This window comes from Halomonas sp. YLB-10 (genome assembly GCF_003856855.1).
GTDB classification, from domain to species: domain Bacteria; phylum Pseudomonadota; class Gammaproteobacteria; order Pseudomonadales; family Halomonadaceae; genus Halomonas; species Halomonas litopenaei.
The window spans coordinates 734881-760083 of record NZ_RRCU01000002.1 but is presented as its reverse complement, the minus strand read 5'-3'; the positions used below and the strand labels follow the sequence as shown (position 1 = coordinate 760083).

Below are 25203 nucleotides of genomic sequence, written 5' to 3'. Positions count from 1 at the left end.
GTGCCTGGTCGGCGACGGCGAGCGTTCAGGGAATCGGTGCCTCGAGGAAGTCACGCAACTGTTTTTCGGCCTGCTGGATGTTCACCACACCGTCGATGTGGCCGCGGTCACCCTCCAGGGCCTCGAGGGTCACCGGAGTGCCGTCGGCCTCGATCAGTGCGGCGGTCTCGCGAACCTTCTGGGGCGAGAACACCAGGTCGTCTTCGCTGTAGAGCATCAGGGTCGGGGCCTCGATGGCGGCCAGGCCCGCTTCCAGGCTGTCGCCATGGCCGGTCATGAAGGCCTGGTTGGCCTTGACCAGATACAGCAGGTGATTGGCGTCGGCGGTGGCAGCCCGCTGTTCGGCGACGCTGTCCAGGGTCGCCTCGACCTCGTACTGGGCTTCCAGTGAGCTCATCGGTGAGGTGTTGGCGTCGGCCCAGTCGCGGTCGAAGGTGGCGTCCGCCCAACGCCAGTGGTTGGCCTGCAGGGTGATCAGCTTCAACGACTCGCGTAGACCGTCGAGCGGTGGCGTCTGTGCGTAGTAGTCACCGCCGCGCCAGTTGGGGTCCAGCGTGATGGGGGCGGCCCAGGCGTCCAGGCTGGCGATCAGCCAGGGATCGGCCACGCCCGCACCGATCACCGGAATCAGGCGTTCGACCCGCTCGGGATAGGCGCTGGCCCACTCGTAAGCCTGCAGCGCCCCCATGGAGGCACCCATCACCGCGTGCAAGCGCTGGATACCGAGATCATCCAGCAAGGCCTTCTGCACATTGACGAAGTCGCGAATGGTCACCAACGGGAAGTCGGTGCCCCAGGGCTCGCCGGTGTCGGGGTTGTGACTGGCAGGGCCGGTGGTGGTGACTCTGGGGTCGCCGGCGTTGAGGTTGACCAGGGTGTCCGACGACACGACGTAATAGCGGTCGGTGTCGAGCGGCTTGCCGGGGCCGATGATGGCATCCCAGTAGCCCGGGGTCTCTTCACCGTCATAGCGGCCGGCGGCGTGACTGGTGCCGGAGAAGAAGTGGGTGATCAGGATGGCGTTATCGCCTGCCTCGTTAAGCTCGCCATAGGCCTCCCAGCCGACTCTGACCGGGGCGATGGTGTCACCGCCGACGGTGGTGTAGCTTGGCATCTCGAAGACCTGTTTGGTGACATAGTCCAGGCCGGTGGAGGCCGCCTCGTCATCGTTGTCGGCGCTGGCCAGTGCCGGCGAGGCGATAAGCCAGACCGAGGCGACGAGGAGGCCAAGGGCGACGGCGGCGCCAGGCTGGCGCCGGTCATGGAGAGCGGAGGAATAAACTGTCATCATGAACCTTCCCTGGTGGTGGTCGGCGCGGACGATGCCGCGTACAGACACCAGTACAGCGTTCACCTGGCGCCTTCGCCATGCTGCCTTCGTCGTCCCGGCGCGAGGAGGAAGAAACCGCCCGTGAGGAGAAACCGATGACCCAGCGACAGGGGACACGTGGCCCCGGGCTCGCCATGATGCTGTTGTTCTGGGTGCTGTTCATGGGGCTCGGTGGCTGGTGGGCGACGTCCTGGCTGGAGCAGCGCCTGAACCCCAATGCCAACCTGAATCAGGTGGCCGAGGGCGAGCCGTTGAGGCTCAAGCGCGGGCCTGGCGGACACTTCGTCGCGCCCGGCAGCATCAATGGCACGCCGGTGACCTTCCTTGTCGACACCGGCGCTACCCGTGTCGCTCTGCCGGGAGATCTGGCCGCAAGACTGTCGTTGCCGGACCTCGGCAGCGCCTGGTTTCATACCGCCAATGGTCGTGCACAAGGCACCCTGACACGCCTGGACAGCGTTACCCTGGGCGGCCTGTCGGCGACTCGGGTCGATGGCTCCATCAGCCCGGGCATGGAAGGTGAGACGGCGCTGCTGGGCATGAGCTTTCTCGGACGCTTCGACATTGCCATCCGTGGCGATATCCTGGAATTGCAGGCGCGCGGCTCCTCGTCACCGAGAGCCGACGCCGCTCCACACAAGGAGATTCAACAATGACCGCGCTCTCTCGATTGCGGCTGAAGTGGCCCATCCTCCAGGCTCCCATGGCCGGCGCCCAGGACGAGACACTGGCGCTTGCGGTCACCGCAGCCGGAGGCCTGGGAGGCCTGCCTGCCGGCATGCTGGCCCTCGAGGCGCTGGATCAGGCCCTTGCAGCGGTGGAAGGACAAGGCCCGGTCAACGTCAACTTCTTCAGCCATGCGTCGCCCGAGCCTCAACCGAGTCGACTGGAGAAGTGGCGAGCGTTGCTGGCCCCTTACCATGAAGAGTTGGGAATCGCGCCGCCACCTCCAAGTGACACGCCTACTAGACGGCCGTTCGACAGCGATGCCTGTGCCATCGTCGAGCGCCACCGTCCCGCCGTGGTGAGCTTTCATTTCGGTCTACCTGAGGCACAACTGGTCGAGCGGGTGAAGGCCTGCGGTGCGCTGGTGCTGTCTACCGCCACCACGGTGGATGAGGCCCGGTGGCTGGAAGCCCATGGCGCCGACGTGGTGATCGCCCAGGGCCTTGAAGCAGGGGGGCACCGGGGACATTTCTTGAGTGACGACCTGAGTCTTCAGTTGCCGCTGGCGTCATTGCTGCCCCGGGTGGTCGAGGCTATCTCGTTGCCGGTGGTGGCGACCGGAGGGATCGGCGACCCCCAGGGGGTCCGGCAGGCACTGGATCTGGGCGCCCAGGCGGTCCAGATCGGTACCGCACTGCTGTGCTGCCCCGAGGCATCGGTGAGGGCCGTCCACCGCAGGGCGCTGCTGGATGATGAAGCCTCCACCGACATCACCAATGTCTTCTCCGGTCGGCCCGCCCGCGGGATCGTCAATCGTGCCATGCGCGAGCTGGGGCCGCTGTCGGATGAGGTACCCGACTTTCCGCTGGCTGCCAGCGCCCTGTGCGAGCTGCGCGCGGCCCACGAGTCCCGTTGCAGCGGTGACTTTTCTCCGCTGTGGGCGGGCCAGAATCGACGCCACTGTCGTGAGGTACCGGTGGCCGAGCAACTCCAGTGGCTGGCGGGAGAACTCGAGGAGCAATGAGGAGCACGTCTTCCTGTGCGCTCGCAACGCCAACCTGGCGACAAGCGTAGATTGCGGTTCCTGGGGCAGGTCAGGGTCGCGAGGCAGCGCTAACGCTTCGGAAATCACGCGGCGCGTTTGCATAACCTGCGGCTTCGCTCTGGCACACAAGGCCGCGGCGCGTTTGCATAGCCTGCGGCTTCGCTCTGGCACGCAAGGCCTCGGCGCTTTTGCATAGCCTGCGGCTTCGCTCTGGCACGCAAGGCCTCGGCGCTCTGGCATAACATCCAGCTTCGCTCTGGCATAAAAAAGCCGCGGCACTCGGCGATGAGTGGCCGCGGCTTCTGCTGATATCGGTTGATTATTGCTTTACCGATGTATTACCGCCTTGTGGCGGGGCGAACGACATCGCCGAGCATGCTTTCGGTCTGTCGATCAGCACTCGCCTTCGGCGCACTTCTCGGTCTCGGCCAGGTCCGCGGCGTAGATGATGACGTCACCGTCTGTCTCGTTCTTCCACCAGTGCCAGATCTCGTTGAACTCGGCGATGATCGACGGCGCCTTGTGAACGCGCGGCTGCTCATGCTTGGAGTTGTACTCGACGATCTCGCCCTGGAACACGAACAGGATAGCCGGGCGGTTCTCGTGGGAGTGGTAAGGCACGATGCCACCTGGTGCCACGTCGACGCGGCGGAAGCGCAGGTGACGTTGCTCCAGCGGTGCAGCGCCTGCCGGCAGCTTGACGTCCGCAAGGTCGATGTAGGCCAGTGTGGTATCGACCTCGTCAACGGGTTCCATCGGCGGATTTTTCTGATGTTCAAACATGGCGTAATTCCTTCTTGCGCAGCGTTGGGGTTGGTGGGGCGTGTATCACCGTGGTGATCTTCAGGTATCGGGGTAGATGTCTTTGACGGCCAGCACCGCATTGATGGTGACCGGGAAGCCGGCATAGGGCGCCAGCTGCATGAACAGTTCGACCAGCTCGTCACGGGTGAAGCCCAGTGAGCGTGCGATGCCGATATGGATGCGTAGCTGATTCTCGTGGCCTCCACAGGCCAGTGCCGAGAGCGTGGCGCTCTGGCGCAGCTTGGGGTCCAGGCCATCACGACCGTACATTTCGCCAAAGGGGAATTCGGCGACCAGGCGCATCAGGTCGGGGGCGAAGTCACCGAGCTTTTCCTCCAACGCTTGTGCGGCGGCGGGATTGTGCTTACGGAAGAAGGCGAGTCCCTTCTCCATGTTGGGTGAAACGGCGGTGGAACTCATTTTCCAGCATCCTCATGGCGACGGTAGTGGTCGGGATAATCGCGTTCCGTGTCGGCCTTTCCGTAATCGGCAGCAGCAGGAAGACAAGCCATTTTTTTGCCGCTACCAATCTCTATATCGTTTGAAACATACGACTGTTTTATCTTGCTGAGTCATCACTTCTTGTCGGACTGATCCGTTTGCTCAGCTTGGTCGGTGCCGGGCCTGCAACCTTACCGGCACCGCTATGCCATAACGCCTATCGGGACCCGTTGCCGATCAGTGGGTGCCCTCGAACATGGCTCTCAGGTCGACGCTGTCCTGCTTGCCGATGTCGTCGTAGTGTTGCTCGATCCAGTCCTGGGCGCGTTTGCGGCCGAGATCTCGCAGATGGCACAGGAAGTCCCACTCGGCGTTGAGCTTCGATGAGGCCCCGAGGGGTTTCAGCAGGTCCTGGCTATCGATGATATGGACCAGCATGTCGCGATAGTTCTTGGGGTCGAGGTGGCCTTCGTGGATCAGTCGCTTGACGAAGGCAAGCGCCCTCAACTCCTTGAGCAGACTGGCGTTGAAGGTGATCTCGTTGGTGCGATTGAGGATCTCCTGGGCGCTGGTCGGCGACCCCTCACGCTCCACCGGATTGACCTGGACGATCAGAATGTCCCGGGACTCGGTGGTGTGATAGAAGGGAAACAGCGGAGGGTTGCCGGAATAGCCGCCGTCCCAGTAGGGCACGCCGTCGACTTCGACCGCTTCGAACAGGAAGGGCAGGCAGGCCGACGCCATCACCATGTCGGGGGTGAGTTCGGCGCGATCGAAGATCTTGACGCGCCCGGTCTCGGCGTTGGTCGCGGCCACGAAGACCTTCATCTGGTCGCAGCCACACACATTGTCGAAGTCGACCTGCTCGACGATGATGTCCCGCAGGGGGTTGTACTTCATGGGGTTGAACTGGCTCGGCGAGAAGAATCGCGTCATCAGGTCGAAGTAGACGTGGCCCGGCGAGTAGTCGAGGCTCCAGTTTCCGCTAAGACGATCCCAGGGGGTGCGCTGCAGAATGCTGAAGCGCGCCGACTGGGACACGGCACGCCAGAACGTTTCCAGTTTTTCGCGCCCAGCCTCTCGCCCGCCCTGGACCAGACCATCGGCCAGAACGACAGCGTTCATGGCGCCAGCGGAGGTGCCGGAAATGGCCTCGATCTCGATGCATGGGTCGTCGAGCAGGGCATCGAGGACCCCCCAGGTAAAGGCGCCGTGAGCGCCTCCACCCTGAAGTGCCAGACTTATTTTCTTGGGTGGCTTGGCCATCAAGCTCTCCTGTCATCTTGGTGCGGTCGTCCGTGAGGCCGTCTTCCCTTGCCGGGAAAAGTGCGGCAGCAGCGGCGTCGGCGGCAGGTTCGCCGCATGCTCTACCCTGTCGAACGGTGCTTCAGTGTGCTGTCCAGCCGCCATCGACCGGCAGGGCGATTCCCGTCATGGAGGCGGCGCCGTCCGAACACAGGAACAGCGCCGTGGCCGCCAGTTGTTCGGTGGTGACAAATTGGCGGGTCGGCTGGTTGGCGAGCAAGACGTCGCGAATGACCGAATCCTCGGAGATACCGCGTGCCTTGGCGGTGTCGGGAATCTGCTTCTCGACCAGAGGCGTCAGCACGTATCCCGGGCAGATGGCATTGACGGTGATGCCGTGTTCGGCGACTTCCAGCGCCACGGTCTTGGTCAGTCCCAGAACGCCGTGCTTTGCGGCCACATAGGCCGACTTGAAAGGCGATGCCACCAGAGCATGGGCGGACGCGATGTTGATCACTCGCCCCCAGCCACGTGCCTTCATGCCAGGCAAGGCGGCCTTGGTCAGGTGAAAAGCGGAATTCATGTTGATGGCGATGATCGCGTTCCACTTGTCCTCGGGGAACTCGTCCACCGGTGCCACATGCTGAATACCGGCGTTGTTGACGATGATGTCCACGCTGCCGAATTCTGCCTCGGCCCGCTTGTGCATGGCGCTGATCTCGCCGGGGTCCATCATGTTGGCGTTGTCATAGACGACCTTGACGCCGTACTTTTCGAGACTGGCGCGGGTGGCCTCCACGTCCGCGGCGGCCTCGATACCGTTGATGACCAGGTTGATACCCGCCTTGGCGAAGCCTTCGGCGATACCGAGACCGATACCGCTGGTGGAGCCGGTGATGATGGCGGTCTTCTGCTGGGGCATGGATCACTTCCTCTAGAGACGAGATCGCCGGCGCTGGCCGGCAGGAACTTGCAGCGTGTTCATGGCTTGACCGATAGGTCGCTTCACTGGCCTCGCTTCGTCGACGAGCTTTTTCGATGGCTTCATCGTCGGGCTGTATCGATGAGCTTTGTCGATGCCGTCATCGACATCGACCAGCTCCACAGAGCTCGACGTGTTTCGCCGAGTCCGATCAGGCGACAGGTCGGCAGCAGGCTCGTTAGTCATGGCCTTGTTCGACAGTGTCACCAGCATAGACTGGCATGCAAGATTCGGCTTTTGCTGAAATGGCTTTATCCACATAATGCTCATCAATGCTTAGCAGCAAAGCCGTTTGCCGCCTGACGAATACCCGGGCGCGCGTCGGTAACTTCCTTGGGAGCGCAGCGAACCACTGGTAAAATGCCTGCATGAATCCCAAGTCGCCCACGCTACCTGCCGACCTGCGCGACGATCCTCTCTACTACCTGCGTCACTTTCAGTTTGTGCTCGACTGGGTGATGGCACGCCACGCCGACCTGCTGGCAGAGCCAGAACAGCGCTTTATCATGGCCTTCGGCGAGCTGCCGGAGGCAGCCCAGGCGTTGCTGGTCCGCATGGTCTCGCGCAAGGGCGAGCTGTTTCGCACAAGTCGCCTGGTCTACACCGAGGTCGATGATCTCGAGCAGGCGCTGAGTCGACTGGCGGCGGCGCAGCTGGTGGAGCTTGATCCCGTGCTGAGTCTCGATGACCTGCTTGCACAGTTGCGCCTGCCCGAGGCTCGACGGGTCTTCGCCGAAACTGTGTCCGCTTGCGGTCTGTCCAGCTCGGTCTCCAAGTCGCGTCTGTGCGAGGCGCTGGACGGCCAGTTCACGCCGCGGCGCTGGAGCGTCTGGTGGCCTGAGTCCGACGACACCCTGGTGCGGGTCTCGGTAATGTCGGTGTGTGATCGACTGCGCCTGATGTTCTTCGGCAATCTGCGCCAGAGCTGGTCCGATTTCGTGATGGCCGAGCTTGGCCATATGCGCTATGAACGGGTGAGTCTCGATCCCGCATCGCGGGGGTTTCAGCAGCGTCAGGAGGTGGATGCCTATCTCTGCCTGCATCGGCTGCGAGAGCGATTCGACGACGGCGAAGCCGTGGCTGATATCTGGTCTGCAGTCCCAAGGTTGCCCGACGACAACCCCTGGCTCGCGGCGCGGCGGTCTCGCCTGCTGCTGCGTCTGGGTCAGCAGGCCCAGCGAGAGGGGCAGGCGGCGCTGGCGCTGGAGATCTTCTCCTTTGCTGGCCCGGGCGAAGCGCGGGTGCGTCGACTGCGCCTGCTGGAGCGAGAGGGCGAGCATCACCAGGCGCTGACACTGGCGACCCAGGCGCTCGAGGCACCGCTGGACGACGCCGAGTGCCAGGCGCTTGCCCGGCTGGTGCCGCGATTGCAGCGCCGCCTGGGTCTGCCGGTGCTCAAGCCGGCAGCACAGGCGCCGCCGAAGAGCTGGAGCCTGAGCTTGCCGCCACAATCGCTGGCGGCCAGTGGCTCGGTGGAGTTGGCGCTGCGTGATCACCTGGCCCGGGATGAGGCCCCAGCCTTCTACGTCGAGAATCACCTCTTCGCCGGGCTCTTCGGGCTGCTCTGCTGGGACGTCATCTTCGCCCCCTTGCCGGGAGCCTTCTTTCATCCCTTCCATCGCGGGCCGGCGGATCTGTATCGGCCAGACTTCGTATCGCGGCGGCGTGATCGCTTCGATGCCTGCCTGGAGGCGCTGGCGAGCGGCGACTACCGCGAGCGTATCAGGGCCCGCTGGCGCGACAAGCAGGGGCTGGCCAACCCCTTCGTCTATTGGGAGGTGCTCGACGAAGCCTTGCTGGAACTGGCACTTCACTGTATTGCGCCTGAACACCTGGCGGTGCTGTTCGAGCGCCTTCTCGAGGATCTCAAGGCCAACCGATCGGGCTGGCCGGACCTGATCCAGTTCTTTCCCGATGCTGGGCAGGGCCAGCCCCGCTATCGTCTGATCGAGGTCAAGGCGCCAGGAGACCGGCTGCAGGACAACCAGCGACGTTGGCTTCAGCACTTCCAGTGCCACGGCATTCCGGTGTCGGTGTGCCACGTGAGGTGGTCCGATGGCTGAGGGATCTTCAACGTCTGACGATGCCGAGACAGCTACCTCGGACACGGCCGAGTCGATCTCTCTCAGCGTCGGCGTGCGTGAACTGTGCGAGTTCACCGGTAGACGCGGTGATCTGGATCACCGCTTCACCCCGGCCCCCAGCTCGCGGGAAGGGATAGAGGGCCATGCCCGCGTCGTGGCCCGACGTGGCGAAGACTACCGCAGTGAGGTGATGGTGGTCGCCACCCTCGAGGGACTCAAGGTCCAGGGGCGCATCGACGGTGTGGCCGAGAACGGTGGGCGACTCGAAGAGATCAAGACCCACCGGGGACGCCTGGAGCGCATGGCCGACAATCAGCGCGCGTTGCACTGGGCCCAGGTGCGGGCCTACGGCGCACTTTGGTGCCGCCAGCAGGGGCGCGAGCGGATTACCCTGGCGCTGGTCTATCTGGATCTGGTCAGCGGTCGCGAGACTTGCCTGAGCGTCGAGGCCGAGGCCGCCACGCTGTGGCAGGAGCTTGAGTCGGCCTGTCGCGCCTATCGAGCCTGGGCGCTGGCCGAAGCCTCACATCGCCGGCGGCGAGATGAAGCGCTGGACCGTCTGACGTTTCCCTACCCTGCGTTCAGGCCTGGGCAGCGCGAGATGGCCGAGACCACCTACAAGGCCGTCGCCACTGGCCGGGATCTGCTGATCGAGGCGCCGACTGGCATCGGCAAGACGCTGGGGAGCCTGTTCCCGCTGCTCAAGGCGATGCCCCGTCAGGCGCTGGACCGCGCCGCCTTTCTGACCATGAAGACCACCGGCCGACAGCTGGCACTGGCGGCACTGGCGCAGCTCGACCCTGGCCCACAGCGCAAGCTGCGCACGCTGGAGCTGATCGCTCGGGACAAGGCCTGTGAGCATCCGCAACTGGCCTGCCACGGAGATAGCTGTCCTCTGGCTGAGGGCTTCTACGACCGACTGCCCGAGGCGAGGCAGGCGGCAGTGGAGCAGGGCTGGCTAGATCGTGACGGGCTCAGGCAGGTGGCGCTTGAGCATCGCGTCTGCCCCTACTACCTGGGCCAGGAGATGGCTCGCTGGTGCGATCTGGTGGTCGGCGACGTCAATCACTATTTCGACTCGAGCGCGCTGTTGCACGGCTTGGCCCAGGCGCGACAGTGGCGCCTGGGTGTGCTGGTGGACGAAGCCCACAACCTGATCGAGCGTGCCCGTGGCATGTACTCGGCGAGCCTCGACCAGCGCCGTCTTGCTCGTTTGCAAAAGGAGGCGCCGGGGGCGCTGCGCCAGCCTCTGGCCAGGGTGATCAAGCAGTGGCAGGCACTGGTGCGTCAGCACGGCGGAGAGGACCCGGGCAGTCGCGAAGCGCCACGCTGGTTTGCCCTCGACGCCTTGCCGGCGGAGTTGATCGGCTCCCTTCAGGGACTCTGTGGTGCCATCGGCGACCACCTGGGCGAGCATCCGGAGGACACCCAGCCGGCGCTGACCGACTGCCTGTTCGAGGCGTTGGCCTTCGTTCGGCTGGCGGAGCGTTTCGGTGAACACTCGCTGTGCGAGCTCACCCGTCACGGGCGCGGGCGGGCACGACTGGCCATCGTCAACCAGGTGCCCGCCGACTTCCTGCGGCCCCGTTTCGCCGCGGCTCACGCAAGCGTGCTGTTTTCCGCGACCCTGGCGCCACCACGCTATCAGATCGACCTGCTGGGGCTAGCCGAGGACACGGTATGGTCCGAGGTCGCGTCGCCTTTTGTCGCAGAACAGCTCGAGGTGCGGGTGTGCGCGCAGCTGTCTACCCGCTACCGCGATCGGAAGCGATCCCTGCCGGGAATACTCGACGTCATGAGCGAGCAGTACCGTCGACGTCCCGGCCACTATCTGGCGTTCTTCTCGAGCTTCGCCTACCTGGAGCAGGTGCGAGAAGCCCTGGCCGAGGCCCATCCCGACATTCCTCAGCGCGCCCAGCGACGCGCCATGAGCGAGGCGGAGCGAGAGGCCTTTCTGGAGGATTTTGTGCCAGGGGGCGAGGGGATCGCCTTCGCGGTACTCGGAGGCGCCTTCGCCGAAGGCGTCGACCTGCCCGGCGAGCGCTTGATCGGTGCCTTTGTCGCCACCCTGGGGCTACCCCCCAGCGATGCCCGCCAGGAGGCGCTGAAGACACGCCTCGAGCAACGCTTCGGTCGCGGTGACGACTACGCCTATCGTATTCCCGGGCTGATCAAGGTGGTCCAGGCGGCCGGGCGGGTCATTCGCGGGCCCCAGGATACCGGCACCCTGGTATTGCTGGACGATCGCTTCGCCAGGCCTGAGGTGCAGGCGAGGCTGCCCCGCTGGTGGGAAACAGCCCGGCGCTGACGTCGTCCCTGTGTCTGACCTGTCGCTGCCCTTGTCCGTTCTCTGCCCTTGCCTGGGCAGACTGGCCGTCGACGTGGCCGGCGAATGGCTGGGCAAGCGATTTCTGGCACAGGTTCTGGCATGAGGGCCGGAGGTTCTGGCATGAGGGCCGGAGGTCAGGACTCGTTGGCCGAGCGCTTGGTGTCGTCGCTATCCGAGGCTTGGCGCCGGGGGATTTCCTCGACCCGGGTCAGGATGTCCTCGTCGGCCTCGAACAGGGTCTCGAGCTCCTTGGCCGCCTGCCGCACCGTCTGCATCTGCTTCTTCTCGTTGCCGAAGACCTCGAGCTGACGCCGCAGGGTCTCCTCGTCGTGGGGGCGGAAGGTGTCGATGGTGTGCTGGGCCTGGTCGCGGGGCACACCGAGCCCGATCAGCACCTCACGGGTCATTTCCAGGCTCGCCGGCAGCAGCTCACGAAGGATAAAGCCGACCTTGGCACGCATCAGCAACTGGGCATGGTGACGATCTCGGGCACGTGCATAGATCTTGAGGTGGGGGAAGCGCTTGCTGGCGCGATGGATGATGCGCATCGAGATATCCGGATCGCCGACCGCGACCACCAGCACCTGGGCATGACGCGCGCCGGCGGCATCCAGCAGGTCCAGTCGGGTAGCGTCGCCGTAGTACACCTTGTTGCCGTAGCGACGCACGAAGTCGACGTGGTCGGCATTGATGTCGAGGACGGTGTAGGGGATCTCGAGCCCTTGAAGCGCACGCCCCATGATCTGACCGAAGCGACCGAAGCCGACCAGAATGATGCGTGGCGAATCATCGTCCATGGCATCGAAGTCGCGCTTGGGCCTAGGCTTCTTGAACAATGGCCGAACCAGCCGTTCGTGGCCCAGAAACAGGATCGGGGTGGCGGCCATGGACAGCGACACTACCAGCACCAGAACGTGCACGAGGTCCTGCGCCAGCAAGGCGGCTGAACCCGCGGCGGTCAACAGCACGAAGGCGAATTCTCCGCCCTGTGACAACAGCACGCCGAGGGTGGTGGTCTCGCGCCAGCCGCAGCGGTAGACCCGAGCGGCGATCATCAGGCTGGCGCCCTTGGCCAGCAGCAGCAGTGCGGTCAGCCCCAGCACCAGCCCAGGGGACTGTGCCAGCAGGCCGACCTTGGCGGTCATGCCCACCGCCATGAAGAATAGCCCCAGCAGCAGACCGCGAAACGGTTCGATGTCGGCCTCGATGCTGTGGCGATACTCGGAATCGGCCAGCAGGATACCGGCGATAAAGGCGCCAAGTGCCATGGACAGTCCGGCAAGCTCCATCAGCAGGGCGGCACCGATCAGTACCAGCAACGACATGCCGGCGAACACTTCGCGGCTGTCGGTGGCCGCGGCCAGGCGGAACAGCGGCGGCAGCAGCTTGCGCCCACCAAAGATCAGACCGGTGAAGGCGACGACGGCGATGGCGACTTCCTTGAGCACCGCAGTCATGCCGCCGCTGACCAGCGAGTCGGCGGCAAGGATCGGAATCACCGCCAGTACCGGAATGGCCGCCATGTCCTGGAACAGCAGCAGCGCAAAGGCATGGCGTCCGTGGCGGCTGTTGAGTTCCTGGCGCTCGCCCAGCAGGTGTAGTACCAGTGGCGTAGAGCAAAGCCCCAGACTGAAGCCCACCACCGCCGCCGCCACCGGCGGAAGGCCCAGTGCCAGGGCGGTCAGGCCCAGCACCAGGGTAGTGATGGCCACCTGCAGGCTGCCAAAGCCGAACACCGCCTTGCGCATCAGCTTGAGCCGCGCCGGTTTAAGCTCCAGGCCGATGACGAACAGCAGAAAGACGATACCGACCTGCGAAAACTGCAGTACCCCTTCGGCGTCCGGTACCAGGCCGAGGGCCGAGGGACCGATCAGCACGCCGGCGATCAGGTAGCCGAGCACTTCCCCCAGGCCAAGGCGTTTGATGATCGGGACCACCAGCACCGCCGCAGTGAGAAAGATCAAGACGTTGAGAAGCAGCGCGGTGGCCAAGGTCGGGTCTCCAGGGCGGCTCGTGGGTGGGCCTCATAGCATACCTGATGTCACCGGCATGCATGTTATGCCGATGGCAGCGTGGGCGCTGATGCGGGGCTTTGATGCAGGAGGGCTCTGATGCAGGGCTCTGAGGCGGAGCTTTGCTGCGGTGTGCAGGTGCCGGGGCTGGTTCGCGGTGCTGGACAGCCCCCGGCGTCACGCCACCTTTAGCGCCGTGGGCCGCAGCGGGGGGGTGTTCATTCGGACGAGAGGCTGTCCTCACCGAGGGCGACATAGCCTGGCAGTGCCTGGATGCGTTGAATCCAGGCACGAATGCCGGGAAAGGCGCCGAGATCGAAGCCGCCTTCGTGGGCCACATGGGTGTAGGCGTAGAGCGAGATGTCGGCGATGGTGGGGTGCTCGCCCACCAGAAAGGGCGTAGCCTCCAGCTGACGCTCCATGACGCCGAGCGCCTTGTAGCCGCCTTGCTGCTTGGCGTCGAATTCGGCCCGCCGGTCCTCCGGCATTCCCAGGTAGAGCGAGATGAAGCGCGCCACGGCGATGTAGGGCTCATGACTGTACTGTTCGAAGTATTGCCACTGCAGCACCTTGGCATGGCGGTAACGATCCTCGGGCAGCCACTCACTGCCGCTGGCCAGGTAGTGGAGGATAGCGTTGGATTCCGCCAGAAAGCGTCCATCATCCAGCTCGAGCAGGGGGATCTTTCCGTTGGGGTTGCGGCCCAGGAAGTCTTCTTCGCGGGTGTCCCCGGCCAGGATGTCGATGCCTATCCACACCATGCGAATGTCCAGCAGCGATGCCAGCAGCTTGATCTTGTAGCAGTTTCCCGAGCGTGTATCGCCGTAGAGATTCATGGAGGTGTCCCCTGGTGCATGGATGAAGAGTCTATGGTGTCACTATTGCGGGAGGCGGGAAGGGCGTCAGCGCGATTCGGCACTGAGCGACGCTGCGCGAGTCGCAGTGGCATCTGGCAGCTTCTATCCTGTTCCAGGCGGTCAGGGCCGACCCGTACCGAAGGGTAGTCTAACCCTTGTAGCATGGAGCTGCGCCCCAGTAGCAAGAGCGGCGAGAGCGGCAAGCGCGGCGAGAGTGGCAAGAGCGGCAAGCGTGGCGAGAGTGTCGAGAGCGGCAAGCGCGGCGAGAGTGTCGAGAGCGGCCAAAAGGGCAAGCGCGGCGAGAGCGGCAGGATGGGCAAGAGCGTCTAGCTGGTCTCGCAGCAACGCTGGCCCGACTCGAAGTCAAGGATGCCGGAGGTAAGGCGATGGATGACAGGCGTGCCGCAAGGTGGCCAGCACGACTGCTTGGCCTGTTGGTGCTGGCGACAGCGTTGGTTGCACTGGCCGCCGGGGGCTACCTGCTGGCGCTGGGGGGCTCGGCGTACTACGTGCTGGCGGCGGGGGGGCTGGCGCTGACGGGATGGGGCCTGATGGCACGATGGTGCCTCGCCCCGGGGCTTTACGCTTTACTGCTTGGAGCAACCCTTGGCTGGGCGCTGTGGGAAGTGGGGCTGGACGCCTGGCGCCTGCTGCCGCGTCTGGGCCTGCCGGCATTGCTGGGGCTGGTGCTGCTGTTGCCCTGGTTCGCCCGCGGTGCCTACGCCTTCTGCAGGCAGGCGCTGGCATTGATGACGTTCTCTTGCTTGTCCTTGCTGCTGTTACTGGCCTTTCTCCCTGCTGTCGAACCGTCCTTGTCTTCGCGTCCCGAGAGTTCTGTCTCCTCTGCGCCCGAGGGCGCGGCGAGACCCCATGGTGAGTCCGCCACTGGCCTTGATGCGCTATGGCGCCTCGATCTGGAGCAGGAGAGGGCGGAGGCAGAGGCAGAGGCAGAGACAGAGACAGAGACAGAGAACCACTTGGCCACCGCCTTCCCTCTGGTCATCATCGACGACCGATTGATTGTCTGCACCTCGAGCGGCATCGAAGCTCGCATGGTCGCTACCGGCGAGCGTCTTTGGTCGCACCCGAACAGCGACGGGCACCCGAACAGCGATGGAAAGGGCAACGCGGACAATGTCGAGCCGCTGGGGCCCTGTCGCACGCTTGCCTATCACGATGCCGCTGAGCGAACGCAGGATATGGTCGAGGGCGTCTTTGCGCCGACCCCCGGGGAGGGCGAGCCGGATCCCCTGGAAATGTCGACGACCCATGAAGGTGCCGGGGAAGAGGGGGTCGCGGAAAGCGATCTGGTCTGTCCGCAGCGGCTGTTCGTTGTCACCCGAGATCGGCGCTTGCTGGCGCTGGATGCCGACACCGGCAGACGCTGCGAGAGTTTCGGCACCGACGGCCAGGTCGACCTGGCCGACGTGGCTGACATGAGTGCCGACACATCCGCCGAGGTGCTGAAGGGAGCCGCCGGCATCCAGGTCACCTCGCGACTGGTACTGCTGACGGGGTTCGGCCCCGAGGTGGTGGCGCTGGACATCGCCACCGGCGATCGCATCTGGCGCTGGCGGCCCGAGACGCCAGGCGCCGACAACCTTCGCATCGTCGCCGTCGATGAGACCCAGGGCCTGCTGATGGTGGCTGTCCCTGCTGACCCTGCTGCCTCTGGGGCCGAGCGCCGCCCGGACAACGTCCGAGATGAGAGTGAGCAGGGCCCGGGGGGCCGGGTGACGGCGCTGGAGGTGACCACCGGTGAACCGCTATGGACGCGAGCGCTGGATCTTGCCCCCATGCCTGTCGATGCGGCGATCACAGCGTCGGCGGCAGCAAAGGATGTTGTCATGGTCAGCCTGGACGATCGACCCCAGGCCGCGGTGGTGGCGACGAGCGAGGGCCGGCTGTTGATGCTGGACATGCCCAGCGGGGAGACCCTGGCGTCGCTCGACCTGATGCCACCACCGCCGCTGTCGGCAGAGACCTGGCGAACCCCGCCCTCTGACCCGAAGGCACTGCGCGAACGCGACATGTGGGGACTTTCGCCGATGGATCAACTGCTTTGCCGTATTCGCCTGCGGGCCAGGGACAGCGCTGGGCCAGTCACCTTGCCGGCGTCGCTGGAGCGGCTGATCCGACCGACGCTACCCTTGGTGTCACCCCGTGTGGCGCTGAGGCTCGGCCCGGATGGGCAAGCGCTCTACGCCAGCGTCGGCTCCCGTGGTGCCGACCCTCGTCATCCCTGGCTATCCTGCCGTACGCCTCCCTGGGGGGAGCTGGTCAAGGTCGAGCTGTCCGCGCTTTACGCTCTGCACGGCAGTGATGGTAGTGATGGTAGCGATAGCTCGGCGATCGTCTGGCGTCGCACCGTCGGTGACCTCGACGTCGAATTGCCCCAGGAGTTGCGCTTGCCGTTCGAGCTTTCTTTGCCTGTCGGAACGGCGAACCTGTCCACGCCGATGATGCTCGCGGGTAGTTCCGGCGACGCAGCGGTGGTCGTCGCGGACCAGACAAGGTCAGTCGCGCTCTACGCCTTCGCTCTGGATGATGGTCGGGCATTGTGGCGCCAGCGAATGGTCGAGGGGGCGCGGGGAGCAAGCCAACTTACTCACCAGGGCAGGAGCGAGGCGAACGTGGTGGCGCTTGTCCTGCCGCGAGATGCAGCGCCTTCAGACCAGGCCGCCGAACTGGTGGTGTACGCAGCGCCCGAGGCTTTGCCCCAAGGGGGTGGCACGAAGTGAGCGAGGGCGGGCGTCGGTCCCGCCGCGCCCGGCCATGGCTATGCTGAAAAACAACATTGCAGGTTACGCAGGGGGCACCCATGAGAACCATGTTGATTGTCGTCGTCGGGGTGGTCGTGGTCCTGGTGTTGCTGTGGCGCTGTCCCAAGCCGCGACAGCACACCGCCATGTGGATATTCAGCCTCGCCTGGCTGGCGATATGCGCCTGGAACCTGAGCGTCGGGCTGTCGCACGGCTACGCCCTGGGCGAAGAGTTGCTGGTCCATGCGCTGCTTTACGGGGTACCCGTGGGGCTTGGCTGGTGGCGGGTGTGCAGGGAGCCGTCCTCGATCTGACTGGTGCAGGACAGAGGCTGGCGCTCTGTTCAGTCGCCGGGCGCCTTTTGTTTATAGTGGCCGGGGATCTTGACGCGCTCGCCATTGGGCAGCGTCTTGACGTGGGTGGGAACGTAGACTCGCTTGATGACACTCTTGGATGTCGCCATGACGGACCTCCTGCATGTTCCATGGAGAGGACCTCCGATAGTCCTCATCACTACCAGAGCCTGATGAGGTTGTAAATGAGAGCATATATCTTTTGTCATCAAATCACATTTGACCTGCATCAAGGGAAGCGACCATTGCCTGCGCAGCGAGTGCGGGGCTAGACCGATGAGCGCCCACGCCCCCCTGATCGAACATCGACACTATCCAGACCGAGTGTTGAGTGACCGCCACGACTTTCAGCAGCTGTTGCTGGGCCGCGGCGGCATGGTGGAACTGGACGTTGGCGGACGTGGTCTGCGCGTAGGGCCGGGCGTACTGGCCCCGGTCCCCAGCGGCGAGACTCACCACTATCTCGCGCCGGGGGCCAACGACATTCTGGTGCTTGACCTGCCGGTGGCCTGGTGCCAGGCCCTGGGGGTGGAGGGGATCTTCGAAAACGAGCGAGCGAGGGGCTATCGCGCGCCGGCGAGCCTGGTCGAGGCCGCGCCTGCCCCGGGCGCCGGCGTCGAGGCGCTGGCCCGGTGGCTTTCCCGCCTGCAGCACGCGCTGGATGAAGGGCGCGGCAGGCCGCTCCCGGCGCCGCGTCTGCGTCTGCTCCAGCTGCTGCCAAGGCTACGCGGCGAGCTGGCCCACCCCTGGCGCGTCAAGGAGATGGCGGCGCTGTGCCACCTGTCCGAGGCGGTCTTCGCCCGTCAGTTTCGTGAGCTGCTCGGGGTGCCGCCAGCGATCTGGCTGCGTCGTGAGCGGCTGGCCCTGGCGCGACAGTTGCTGGTCGCCCGGACTCGTTCCGGCTCGGCCATGGCCCTCAGCGAGGTCGCGCTGGTCTGCGGGTTCCACGACGCCGCCCACTTTTCCCGCGTCTTCCGCGAGGCCCATGACGTTTCTCCCGGCGCCTGGCGGCGTCAAGCCGCAACCGCCACGCACTACAGGTCAGAATCGTACAAGACCTAGTGTGGGCGGCTGGCCCACACTCGAGACCTCGGTGCTCTGGAGGTCTTTATGCGCTCTTCCTCATCTTCCTCTTCTTCATCTTCTTCCTCTGCCCAGGCGGGGGCATCCTCCGATGCGGTCGACATCTCGCGTAGGCGCGCCACCTGGATCGGTGCCACCACGGTGCTCAATTGGGCCATGCTGGCCCTCTTTACCCAGTTGTCGGGGCCCGTGCCACCGTTTCTGCTCACCGCTCTGGCGTTCGGCGTGGCCTTTGTGTGCTTTGTGGTCTATCAGTGCCTGCGCGGCGAGGCGGTGCTGGCGCCGATGCGCCAGCCGCCACTGGTCTGGGCGCTGGGCGTCGGCGGGCTGTTCGGCTACCACGCCCTCTACTTTATCGCCCAGCAGAACGCGCCGCCGGCCAACGCCGGCCTGATCAGCTATCTCTGGCCGCTGTTGATCGTGCTGTTTGTCGCTCTGCTGCCCGGTGAGCGCCTGCGCGGGTTTCACGTGGTCGGCAGCCTGCTCGGTTTCGGCGGGGCGGTGCTGTTGATCGGCGGAGACGTCGACGCCGGCGGTAGCCTCCTGGGCTACGCCGCCGCCTTCGCCTGTGCCTTCGTCTGGAGCGGATATTCGGTGCTGTCCCGGGCCACCCGCACGGTACCCACCGCCGCGGTGGGGGGCTTCTGTCTGGTCACCGCGATACTGGCGGCAGCGTGTCATCTGGCCTTCGAACCCGGCCGCTGGCCCCAGGGCAGCGACTGGTTCGGTGTCATCGCTCTCGGCCTGGGACCGGTGGGCAGCGCCTTTTTTACCTGGGATATCGGGGTCAAGCAGGGGGACCTGCGGCTGCTGGGTCTGCTGGCCTACTTCACGCCGCTGCTGTCGACCCTGGTGCTGGTGGTGACAGGCTTCGCCGCGCCTACCCTGTGGCTTGTCGGGGCGGCGGTGCTGATCACCCTTGGGATGCTGATCGGCAGCGGCTGGATTGGGCGTAGAAGGTCGTCCCGGGCGTCGGACTGATACCCAGTCGGGCGACTGTATCCTTGGGACAATAGGGAACCTCAAGCGTGTCTTTCAGACTGGCCCCGGCGTTCGACAATAACGTCGGTCTTCAAGGAGGACGCCAGTCATGAAAGAACACGATTTCGAACTACGTTTTCGCCTGCCTCGAGGATTGAACCCCGAGGATCTCGCCGAGCGGCTGTGTAACGACGGCTGCCGCGACGCCCTGGTCGGCAGGGCCCACGATGATGAAATCGCGCTGCAGTTCTGCCGCGCGGCGGCCTGCTCCGGCGAGGCCATGCGCAGTGCGCTGCAGGATGTGATCAGGGTGGAGCCCAAGGCGAGGTTGCTGGTCAGCCGCTAGGGCTTGCCTGAAGACGCCGATGACGCCGGCAGAGCGCTCGATACACGCAAGGCCCGGTGACGGGCCTTGCGCATTTTTATGCCAGTGAGGCCGTCGTCAATGACTCCTGACGCGATGGCGCGACAAGCGGGTAAAGCAGATCGGTGGGGTACTGGCCGTGCTCATGCGGTCGGTATCGGGCTGCGCCCGCCAGCCGCGATAGAGCGCCCAGCGCTTCAAGGCGTCCAGGTTGAGGTGTGGGTGGTGCTCGTCGCGGGGATCGTACTCGGGGGAAGGAAAGGCGTGGGCCAGGTGGTCGTAGCGGGCCAGGGCGCGTTCGCCGCCGTGGGCGGCCAGAGCCCGGTCCAGGGCGGACTGCCAGGCGCGGGTGTCATGCTGCTGGGGTCTTCCATTGGAAACAGCCATGCTGTTGCCCTCCTGAAATCACGTCAGAACATTGGTGGTGTCGCCATTCCCTGGTGGGGTTGTCGGTGGAGTGAAGGAAAGACGCCCGAGCCATCAGGCTCGGGCGTCGTCTCGATCAATCCCAGCTCAGCGCGCCGCCGACCTGATACTCGGTGACGCGGGTCTCGAAGAAGTTCTTCTCCTTGCGCAGATCGATGATTTCGCTCATCCACGGGAAGGGGTTCTGGGCACCCGGGAACTGCTCCTTCAGGCCGATCTGGGCCAGGCGACGGTTGCAGATGAAGTGCAGGTACTCCTCCATGATCGCCGCGTTCATGCCCAGCACGCCGCGGGGCATGGTGTCGCGGGCGTAGCTGATCTCGAGCTCGGTACCCTCGAGGATCATCTGGGTGACCTCGTCCTGGAACTCCGGCGTCCACAGGTTCGGGTTCTCGATCTTGATCTGGTTGATCATGTCGACACCGAAGTTCAGGTGCATCGACTCGTCGCGCAGGATGTACTGGAACTGCTCGGCCACGCCGGTCATCTTGTTGCGCCGGCCCATGGACAGGATCTGGCTGAAACCGCAGTAGAAGAAGATGCCTTCAGTGACACAGTAGAAGGCGATCAGGTTACGCAGCAGCTCCTGGTCGGTCTCGACGGTGCCTGTCTGGAAGTCAGGACGCGCCAGCGACTGGGTGTGCTTGAGGCTCCAGGCGGACTTGGCGGCGACCGACGGGACCTCGCGGTACATGTTGAAGACTTCGCCCTCATCCATGCCCAGCGACTCCACGCAGTACTGGTAGGCGTGGGTGTGGATCGCTTCCTCGAAGGCCTGGCGCAGCAGGTACTGGCGGCACTCCGGGTTGGTGATCAGGCGATACAGCGCCAGCACCAGGTTGTTGGCGACCAGCGAGTCGGCGGTGGAGAAGTAGCCCAGTGAACGTTCGACGATGCGGCGCTCGTCGGCGGTCAGGCCGTCGTTGCTCTTCCACAGCGCGATGTCCGCGTTCATGTTCACTTCCTGGGGCATCCAGTGGTTGGCACTGCCGTCCAGGTACTTCTGCCAGGCCCACTCGTACTTGAACGGCACCAGCTGGTTCAGGTCCGCACGGGCGTTGATCATCTTCTTGTCGTCGACCTCGATCCGGGCGGCGCCCATCTCGAGTTCCTCGAGGCCGGCGGCCACGTCGAGTTCTTCCAGCGACTTGCGTGCCCGGGCCATGCGGTCCTGGTCGGCAGCCTGGTAGTTGCCGGCGCTTTCGCGCACCTCATCCGTTGCCTCGGCAGCCGGAGCCGGGGTCGGCTCGGGTGCCTTCTTCGGCTCAGGTACTTCTGCGGTGGCGGTGTCGTCCTCGTGGAACTCGTCCCAGTTCAGCATTGTTGCGGTCTCCCGATCATCTGATCGGCCGACGCGCCTGGCGTCGGCATGGGGTTGTCTGGTGGCCCCGGCGGTGCCGGGGCGAGGTGTGCGGGCCTGGCCCGCACGTCCGTCATGGCGTTGTCGCCGGTGTTACTGGCAGGCCTCGCAGCCCAGCTCGTCGATTTCCCCGGCGGACGGCGGACGCTGGCCACCCTTGCCCTTGAGGAAGTCGTCGATGCCGCGGGGCTCCTCGGCTGCGGGTGCCGCCGCCGGTGCAGACGCCTGGGGTGCGGTACCGTTGGAGACGGCGTTGAGCTTGCCGCGGTCCACCGTGGACTTCTCCACCGAAGTGGCGCCGAGGGCGCGCAGGTAGTAGGTGGTCTTGAGGCCACGGAACCACGCCATGCGGTAGGTCACGTCGAGCTTCTTGCCGGACACGCCCTGGATGTAGAGGTTCAGCGACTGGGCCTGGTCGATCCACTTCTGGCGCCGTGCGGCGGCTTCGACCAGCCACTTGGGCTCGACCTCGAAGGCGGTGGCGTACTTGGCCTTGAGGTCGTCCGGGATGCGGTCTATGGGCTGGACGCTGCCGTCGTAGTACTTGAGGTCGTTGATCATGACCTCGTCCCACAGGCCGCGTTCCTTGAGGTCGTTGACCATCCAGGAGTTGACCACGGTGAACTCGCCGGACAGGTTCGATTTCACGAACAGGTTCTGATAGGTCGGCTCGATCGACTGAGTCACGCCGCAGATGTTCGAGATGGTCGCGGTGGGGGCGATGGCCATCACGTTGGAGTTGCGCATGCCCTGGCTGCGCACCTTGTCACGGATGCGATCCCAGTCCTGGGTCTGTCTGGTGTCGACCTCGATATACTGCTCGCCACGCTCGGCCTTGAGCTTGTCGACGGAGTCGATCGGCAGCACGCCCTGGCTCCACAGCGAGCCCTCGAAGCTCTCGTAGCGTCCGCGCTCGGCGGCCAGATCGCTGGAGGCCTCGATGGCGTGGTAGCTGATCAGCTCCATGGAGCGGTCGGCGAAGGCCACCGCCTCGCCGCTGGCGTAGGCGATGCCCTGGGCGTACAGCGCGTCCTGGAAGCCCATCAGGCCAAGGCCCACCGGGCGGTGCTTGAAGTTGGAGTTGCGCGCCTGGGGCACCGCGTAATAGTTGATGTCGATGACGTTGTCGAGCATCCGCACCGCGGTGCGCACGGTCTTCTTGAGCTTGTCGTTGTCGAGCTCGCCGTCGACCACGTGCTGCGCCAGGTTGATCGAGCCCAGGTTGCACACCGCGATCTCGTCGGGCGAGGTGTTGAGGGTGATCTCGGTGCACAGGTTGGAGCTGTGGACCACGCCGGCGTGGCTCTGGGGGCTGCGAATGTTGCAGGCATCCTTGAAGGTGATCCAGGGATGGCCGGTCTCGAACAGCATCGACAGCATTTTGCGCCACAGGTCCTTGGCCTTGACCCGCTTGAACAGCTTGAGCTGACCGTTGCGGGTCATCTCCTCGTACTCGGCATAGCGCTTCTCGAAGGCCACGCCGTACAGGTCATGCAGGTCCGGGCAGGTGGACGGTGAGAACAGGGTCCACTCCTCGTCATTGAACACCCGCTTCATGAACAGGTCCGGCACCCAGTTGGCGGTGTTCATGTCATGGGTACGACGACGGTCATCGCCGGTGTTCTTGCGCAGCTCGAGGAATTCCTCGACATCCAGGTGCCAGGTCTCGAGGTAGGCGCAGACGGCACCCTTGCGCTTGCCGCCCTGGTTGACCGCGACGGCGGTGTCGTTGACCACCTTGAGGAAGGGGACCACACCCTGGGACTTGCCGTTGGTGCCCTTGATGTAGGAGCCAAGCGCACGCACCGGGGTCCAGTCGTTGCCGAGACCGCCGGCCCACTTGGACAGCATGGCGTTGTCGCGGATCGCGCCGTAGATGCTCTCGAGGTCATCTGGCACGGTGGTCAGGTAGCAGCTGGAGAGCTGGCTGCGCACGGTGCCCGCGTTGAACAGGGTCGGGGTGGAGGCCATGTAGTCGAAACTGGAGAGCAGCTCGTAGAACTCGATGGCCCGCGTCTCGCGGTCGTCCTCGTTCAGCGCAAGGCCCATGGCCACGCGCATGAACATCACCTGGGGCAGCTCGTAGCGGACGTCATCGCGGTGGATGAAGTAGCGGTCGTACAGGGTCTGCAGGCCCAGGTAGGTGAACTGGTTGTCGCGGCTGTGGTCGAGCGCCTCGCCCAGACGTTCCAGGTCGAAGTTGGCAAGCTCGGGGTCGAGCTGTTCGAACTCGATGCCACGCTCGACGTAGCGCACGAAGGCCGGCTTGTAGAGCTCGGCCATGTCGCCGTAGGTGGCGTCCTCGGCCACGTCGAGGAACGACAGCGCCTCACGGCGCAGGTTGTCCTGCAGCAGACGAGCGGTGACGTAGGTGTAGTTCGGGTCCTTCTCGACCAGCGTGCGAGCGGTCATCATCAGCGCTTGGGACACACCGTCGATGGTCACGCCGTCGTACAGGTTCTTCAGCGAGTCCTGGACGATCTTGTTGGGGTCGACGTTCTCGAGGCCTTCGCAGGCGTCGAACACCAGGGTCTCGATACGCCCCAGGTCCAGCGGACGACGGCTGCCGTCGGCGGCGGTGACGTTGAGGGTCGGGTGCGGCTTCTCGATGCCGCTTTCCTCGCGGGCGCGGGCGTGCTCCTCGCGGTACAGCACGTAGGCGCGGGCGACCTTCTGCTCGCCGCTGCGCATCAGCGCCAGCTCTACCTGGTCCTGAATATCCTCGATGTGCACGGTGCCACCGTCGGCCAGGCGACGGGCAAAGGTCTGCTCGATGGCCTCGGCGGATTCCTTGACGAAGTCACGGACCCGGCTAGAGGTGGCGGCATTGTCCCCCTCGACGGCGATGAATGCCTTGCTGATGGCCACGGCGATCTTGCCGGCGTCGAAGGGCACCACGTCCCCGGTGCGCTTGATCACGCGCAGCGTGTCGGGGGCGGTGACGGAGACGGACGGTCGGTCCGGGCTAGCGAGGGTATCCATGGCGCCGAGGCTCCCTATGAGGTAAAAAAGTCGTGAAAACAGGCGTGACCAACTGCGAGAAAGAGGCAGTTGACAGGCTTCTGTGATATTGCTAGAGACACATGATGTGGTGTCTCTCTGGATATTCGGACACAAGATAGTGTGCTTCTCACCGGTCATCAAGTGGATAAGTCTGTGGATGAGGTGTGGTCATCAAGGGGGCAACTGGGCACAACCGGCGTGGACGCCGTGGTGGCGGCCTTGATGCGCATCAGGGCGAGGGCAGGCGACAGCGCAAAATTCGGGTATCCTTGTGTTATCGCGTGTGACATTGCTCAGCACCAGTCATTCGGCCAGGTTGGATAATGCCCGGCATTCGCCAAAAGGAATGAGACCCCCTATGGAAGAACGTTCAGAGCAACGAGAACAGGATCACGTACTTATCATCGAAGATGATGAGCGTCTCGCTGGTCTGACGCGGGACTACCTCGAAGCCAACGGCTTCCGGGTGAGCCTGGAGGATGACGGCGGTCGCGGCGTCGATCGTATTCTGTCGCTGCAGCCGGATCTGGTGATTCTGGATCTGATGCTGCCGGGCGAGGATGGCCTGTCGATCTGTCGTCGTGTTCGCAGCGACTACGGTGGTCCGATCCTGATGCTGACCGCCCGGACCGACGACATGGATCAGGTCCTGGGACTCGAGATGGGCGCCGACGATTATGTGCCGAAGCCGGTGCAGCCGAGGGTACTGCTGGCACGCATGCGTGCCCTGCTGCGTCGTCTTGATGGAGCCGAGGTCAGTGGCGAAAGCCGCTTGACGTTCCAGGACCTGGAAATCGACAACGCCACCCGCGAGGCCTGGCTCAAGGGCGAGCGTATCGATCTGACCAGCGCCGAGTTCGACCTTTTGTGGCTGCTGGCCAGCCACGCCGGTCGGGTGCTGACCCGCGAAGAAATCTTTTCCCAGTTGCGCGGCATCCGCTACGACGGCCAGGACCGCTCCATCGACGTGCGGGTGTCGCGGATCCGGCCCAAGATAGGCGATGACCCCCATCATCCGCACCGCATCAAGACGGTCAGGAGCAAGGGCTATCTGTTCGTGAAGGACAGCTGAACCC

Annotated in this window: 21 protein-coding genes; 11 read left to right on the top strand and 10 right to left on the bottom strand. The window is 64.6% G+C overall.

Going from position 1 to position 25203, the window contains the following annotated elements:
• Window positions 1–25: 25 nt before the first annotated feature.
• Window positions 26–1291, bottom strand: coding sequence for a homoserine O-acetyltransferase (locus EBB56_RS07195; protein WP_239452495.1), 1266 nt, complete (start codon window positions 1289–1291; stop codon window positions 26–28).
• Window positions 1292–1425: 134 nt separating this feature from the next.
• Here EBB56_RS07195 and EBB56_RS07190 point away from each other — a divergent pair, with 134 nt between their 5' ends.
• Window positions 1426–1986 (top strand): TIGR02281 family clan AA aspartic protease, encoded by a 561-nt coding sequence (locus tag EBB56_RS07190; protein ID WP_045991239.1) that lies wholly within the window; start codon window positions 1426–1428, stop codon window positions 1984–1986.
• Window positions 1983–3020, top strand: coding sequence for a nitronate monooxygenase family protein (locus EBB56_RS07185; protein ID WP_045991238.1), 1038 nt, complete (start codon window positions 1983–1985; stop codon window positions 3018–3020). The genes EBB56_RS07190 and EBB56_RS07185 overlap by 4 nt, the downstream gene beginning before the upstream one ends.
• A gap of 414 nt (window positions 3021–3434) precedes the next feature.
• On the opposite strand, the gene EBB56_RS07180 is transcribed toward EBB56_RS07185, so the two are convergent.
• From EBB56_RS07180 to EBB56_RS07165, 4 genes are all read right to left on the bottom strand, one after another.
• Window positions 3435–3824 (bottom strand): cupin domain-containing protein, encoded by a 390-nt coding sequence (locus tag EBB56_RS07180; protein ID WP_052704216.1) that lies wholly within the window; start codon window positions 3822–3824, stop codon window positions 3435–3437.
• A gap of 60 nt (window positions 3825–3884) precedes the next feature.
• Entirely contained in the window at window positions 3885–4265 is a 381-nt protein-coding gene (locus EBB56_RS07175; protein WP_052704215.1) for a carboxymuconolactone decarboxylase family protein, read from the bottom strand.
• Window positions 4266–4523: 258 nt separating this feature from the next.
• Window positions 4524–5552, bottom strand: coding sequence for a patatin-like phospholipase family protein (locus EBB56_RS07170; protein ID WP_045991237.1), 1029 nt, complete (start codon window positions 5550–5552; stop codon window positions 4524–4526).
• A 121-nt stretch (window positions 5553–5673) separates the two neighbouring features.
• Window positions 5674–6453, bottom strand: coding sequence for a 3-hydroxybutyrate dehydrogenase (locus EBB56_RS07165; RefSeq protein ID WP_124803548.1), 780 nt, complete (start codon window positions 6451–6453; stop codon window positions 5674–5676).
• Between the two features lie 428 nt (window positions 6454–6881).
• Here EBB56_RS07165 and EBB56_RS07160 point away from each other — a divergent pair, with 428 nt between their 5' ends.
• Complete coding sequence (locus EBB56_RS07160; RefSeq protein ID WP_124803546.1) at window positions 6882–8576, top strand: VRR-NUC domain-containing protein; 1695 nt, start codon at window positions 6882–6884, stop codon at window positions 8574–8576.
• A complete protein-coding gene (locus tag EBB56_RS07155; RefSeq protein ID WP_124803544.1) occupies window positions 8569–10905 on the top strand; it encodes an ATP-dependent DNA helicase in 2337 nt (778 codons plus the stop codon). Before EBB56_RS07160 ends, EBB56_RS07155 begins: the two co-directional genes overlap by 8 nt.
• 155 nt (window positions 10906–11060) lie before the next feature.
• Here EBB56_RS07155 and EBB56_RS07150 read toward each other — a convergent pair whose 3' ends face one another.
• Both EBB56_RS07150 and EBB56_RS07145 read right to left on the bottom strand, forming a co-directional pair.
• Window positions 11061–12917, bottom strand: a complete 1857-nt coding sequence (locus EBB56_RS07150; protein ID WP_124803542.1) for a monovalent cation:proton antiporter-2 (CPA2) family protein — start codon at window positions 12915–12917, stop codon at window positions 11061–11063.
• Window positions 12918–13156: 239 nt separating this feature from the next.
• Entirely contained in the window at window positions 13157–13774 is a 618-nt protein-coding gene (locus tag EBB56_RS07145; protein ID WP_045991233.1) for a glutathione S-transferase family protein, read from the bottom strand.
• Between the two features lie 183 nt (window positions 13775–13957).
• On the opposite strand from EBB56_RS07145, the gene EBB56_RS21875 reads away from it, so the two are divergent.
• The 6 genes from EBB56_RS21875 (at window position 13958) to EBB56_RS07120 (ending at window position 19320) form a co-directional block, all read left to right on the top strand.
• Window positions 13958–14125 carry a hypothetical protein gene (locus tag EBB56_RS21875; RefSeq protein ID WP_185696398.1) on the top strand — a complete coding sequence of 56 codons (168 nt, stop codon included), beginning with the start codon at window positions 13958–13960 and terminating at the stop codon, window positions 14123–14125.
• Window positions 14126–14181: 56 nt separating this feature from the next.
• Window positions 14182–16536, top strand: a complete 2355-nt coding sequence (locus EBB56_RS07140) for a PQQ-binding-like beta-propeller repeat protein (protein ID WP_124803540.1) — start codon at window positions 14182–14184, stop codon at window positions 16534–16536.
• Between the two features lie 80 nt (window positions 16537–16616).
• Window positions 16617–16871, top strand: coding sequence for a hypothetical protein (locus tag EBB56_RS07135; RefSeq protein WP_045991231.1), 255 nt, complete (start codon window positions 16617–16619; stop codon window positions 16869–16871).
• A 315-nt stretch (window positions 16872–17186) separates the two neighbouring features.
• Window positions 17187–17972 (top strand): AraC family transcriptional regulator, encoded by a 786-nt coding sequence (locus EBB56_RS07130; RefSeq protein WP_124803538.1) that lies wholly within the window; start codon window positions 17187–17189, stop codon window positions 17970–17972.
• A gap of 48 nt (window positions 17973–18020) precedes the next feature.
• Complete coding sequence (locus EBB56_RS07125) at window positions 18021–18974, top strand: DMT family transporter (RefSeq protein WP_185696397.1); 954 nt, start codon at window positions 18021–18023, stop codon at window positions 18972–18974.
• A gap of 109 nt (window positions 18975–19083) precedes the next feature.
• Window positions 19084–19320, top strand: a complete 237-nt coding sequence (locus EBB56_RS07120; RefSeq protein WP_124803536.1) for a DNA-binding protein — start codon at window positions 19084–19086, stop codon at window positions 19318–19320.
• A 96-nt stretch (window positions 19321–19416) separates the two neighbouring features.
• Here EBB56_RS07120 and EBB56_RS07115 read toward each other — a convergent pair whose 3' ends face one another.
• The 3 genes from EBB56_RS07115 to EBB56_RS07105 all read right to left on the bottom strand — a co-directional run bounded on the left by EBB56_RS07115 (window position 19417) and on the right by EBB56_RS07105 (window position 24106).
• On the bottom strand, window positions 19417–19725 hold the full coding sequence (locus EBB56_RS07115; RefSeq protein WP_045991229.1) for a hypothetical protein: 309 nt from the start codon (window positions 19723–19725) through the stop codon (window positions 19417–19419).
• A gap of 115 nt (window positions 19726–19840) precedes the next feature.
• Complete coding sequence (locus EBB56_RS07110; RefSeq protein WP_124803534.1) at window positions 19841–21085, bottom strand: ribonucleotide-diphosphate reductase subunit beta; 1245 nt, start codon at window positions 21083–21085, stop codon at window positions 19841–19843.
• 132 nt (window positions 21086–21217) lie between these two features.
• Entirely contained in the window at window positions 21218–24106 is a 2889-nt protein-coding gene (locus tag EBB56_RS07105; protein WP_124803530.1) for a ribonucleoside-diphosphate reductase subunit alpha, read from the bottom strand.
• A 379-nt stretch (window positions 24107–24485) separates the two neighbouring features.
• Between EBB56_RS07105 and EBB56_RS07100 the strand changes: the two genes are divergently transcribed.
• Window positions 24486–25199: a winged helix-turn-helix domain-containing protein gene (locus EBB56_RS07100; protein WP_083970186.1), complete on the top strand. Its 714-nt coding sequence runs from the start codon at window positions 24486–24488 to the stop codon at window positions 25197–25199.
• The last annotated feature ends 4 nt before the right edge of the window (window positions 25200–25203 follow it).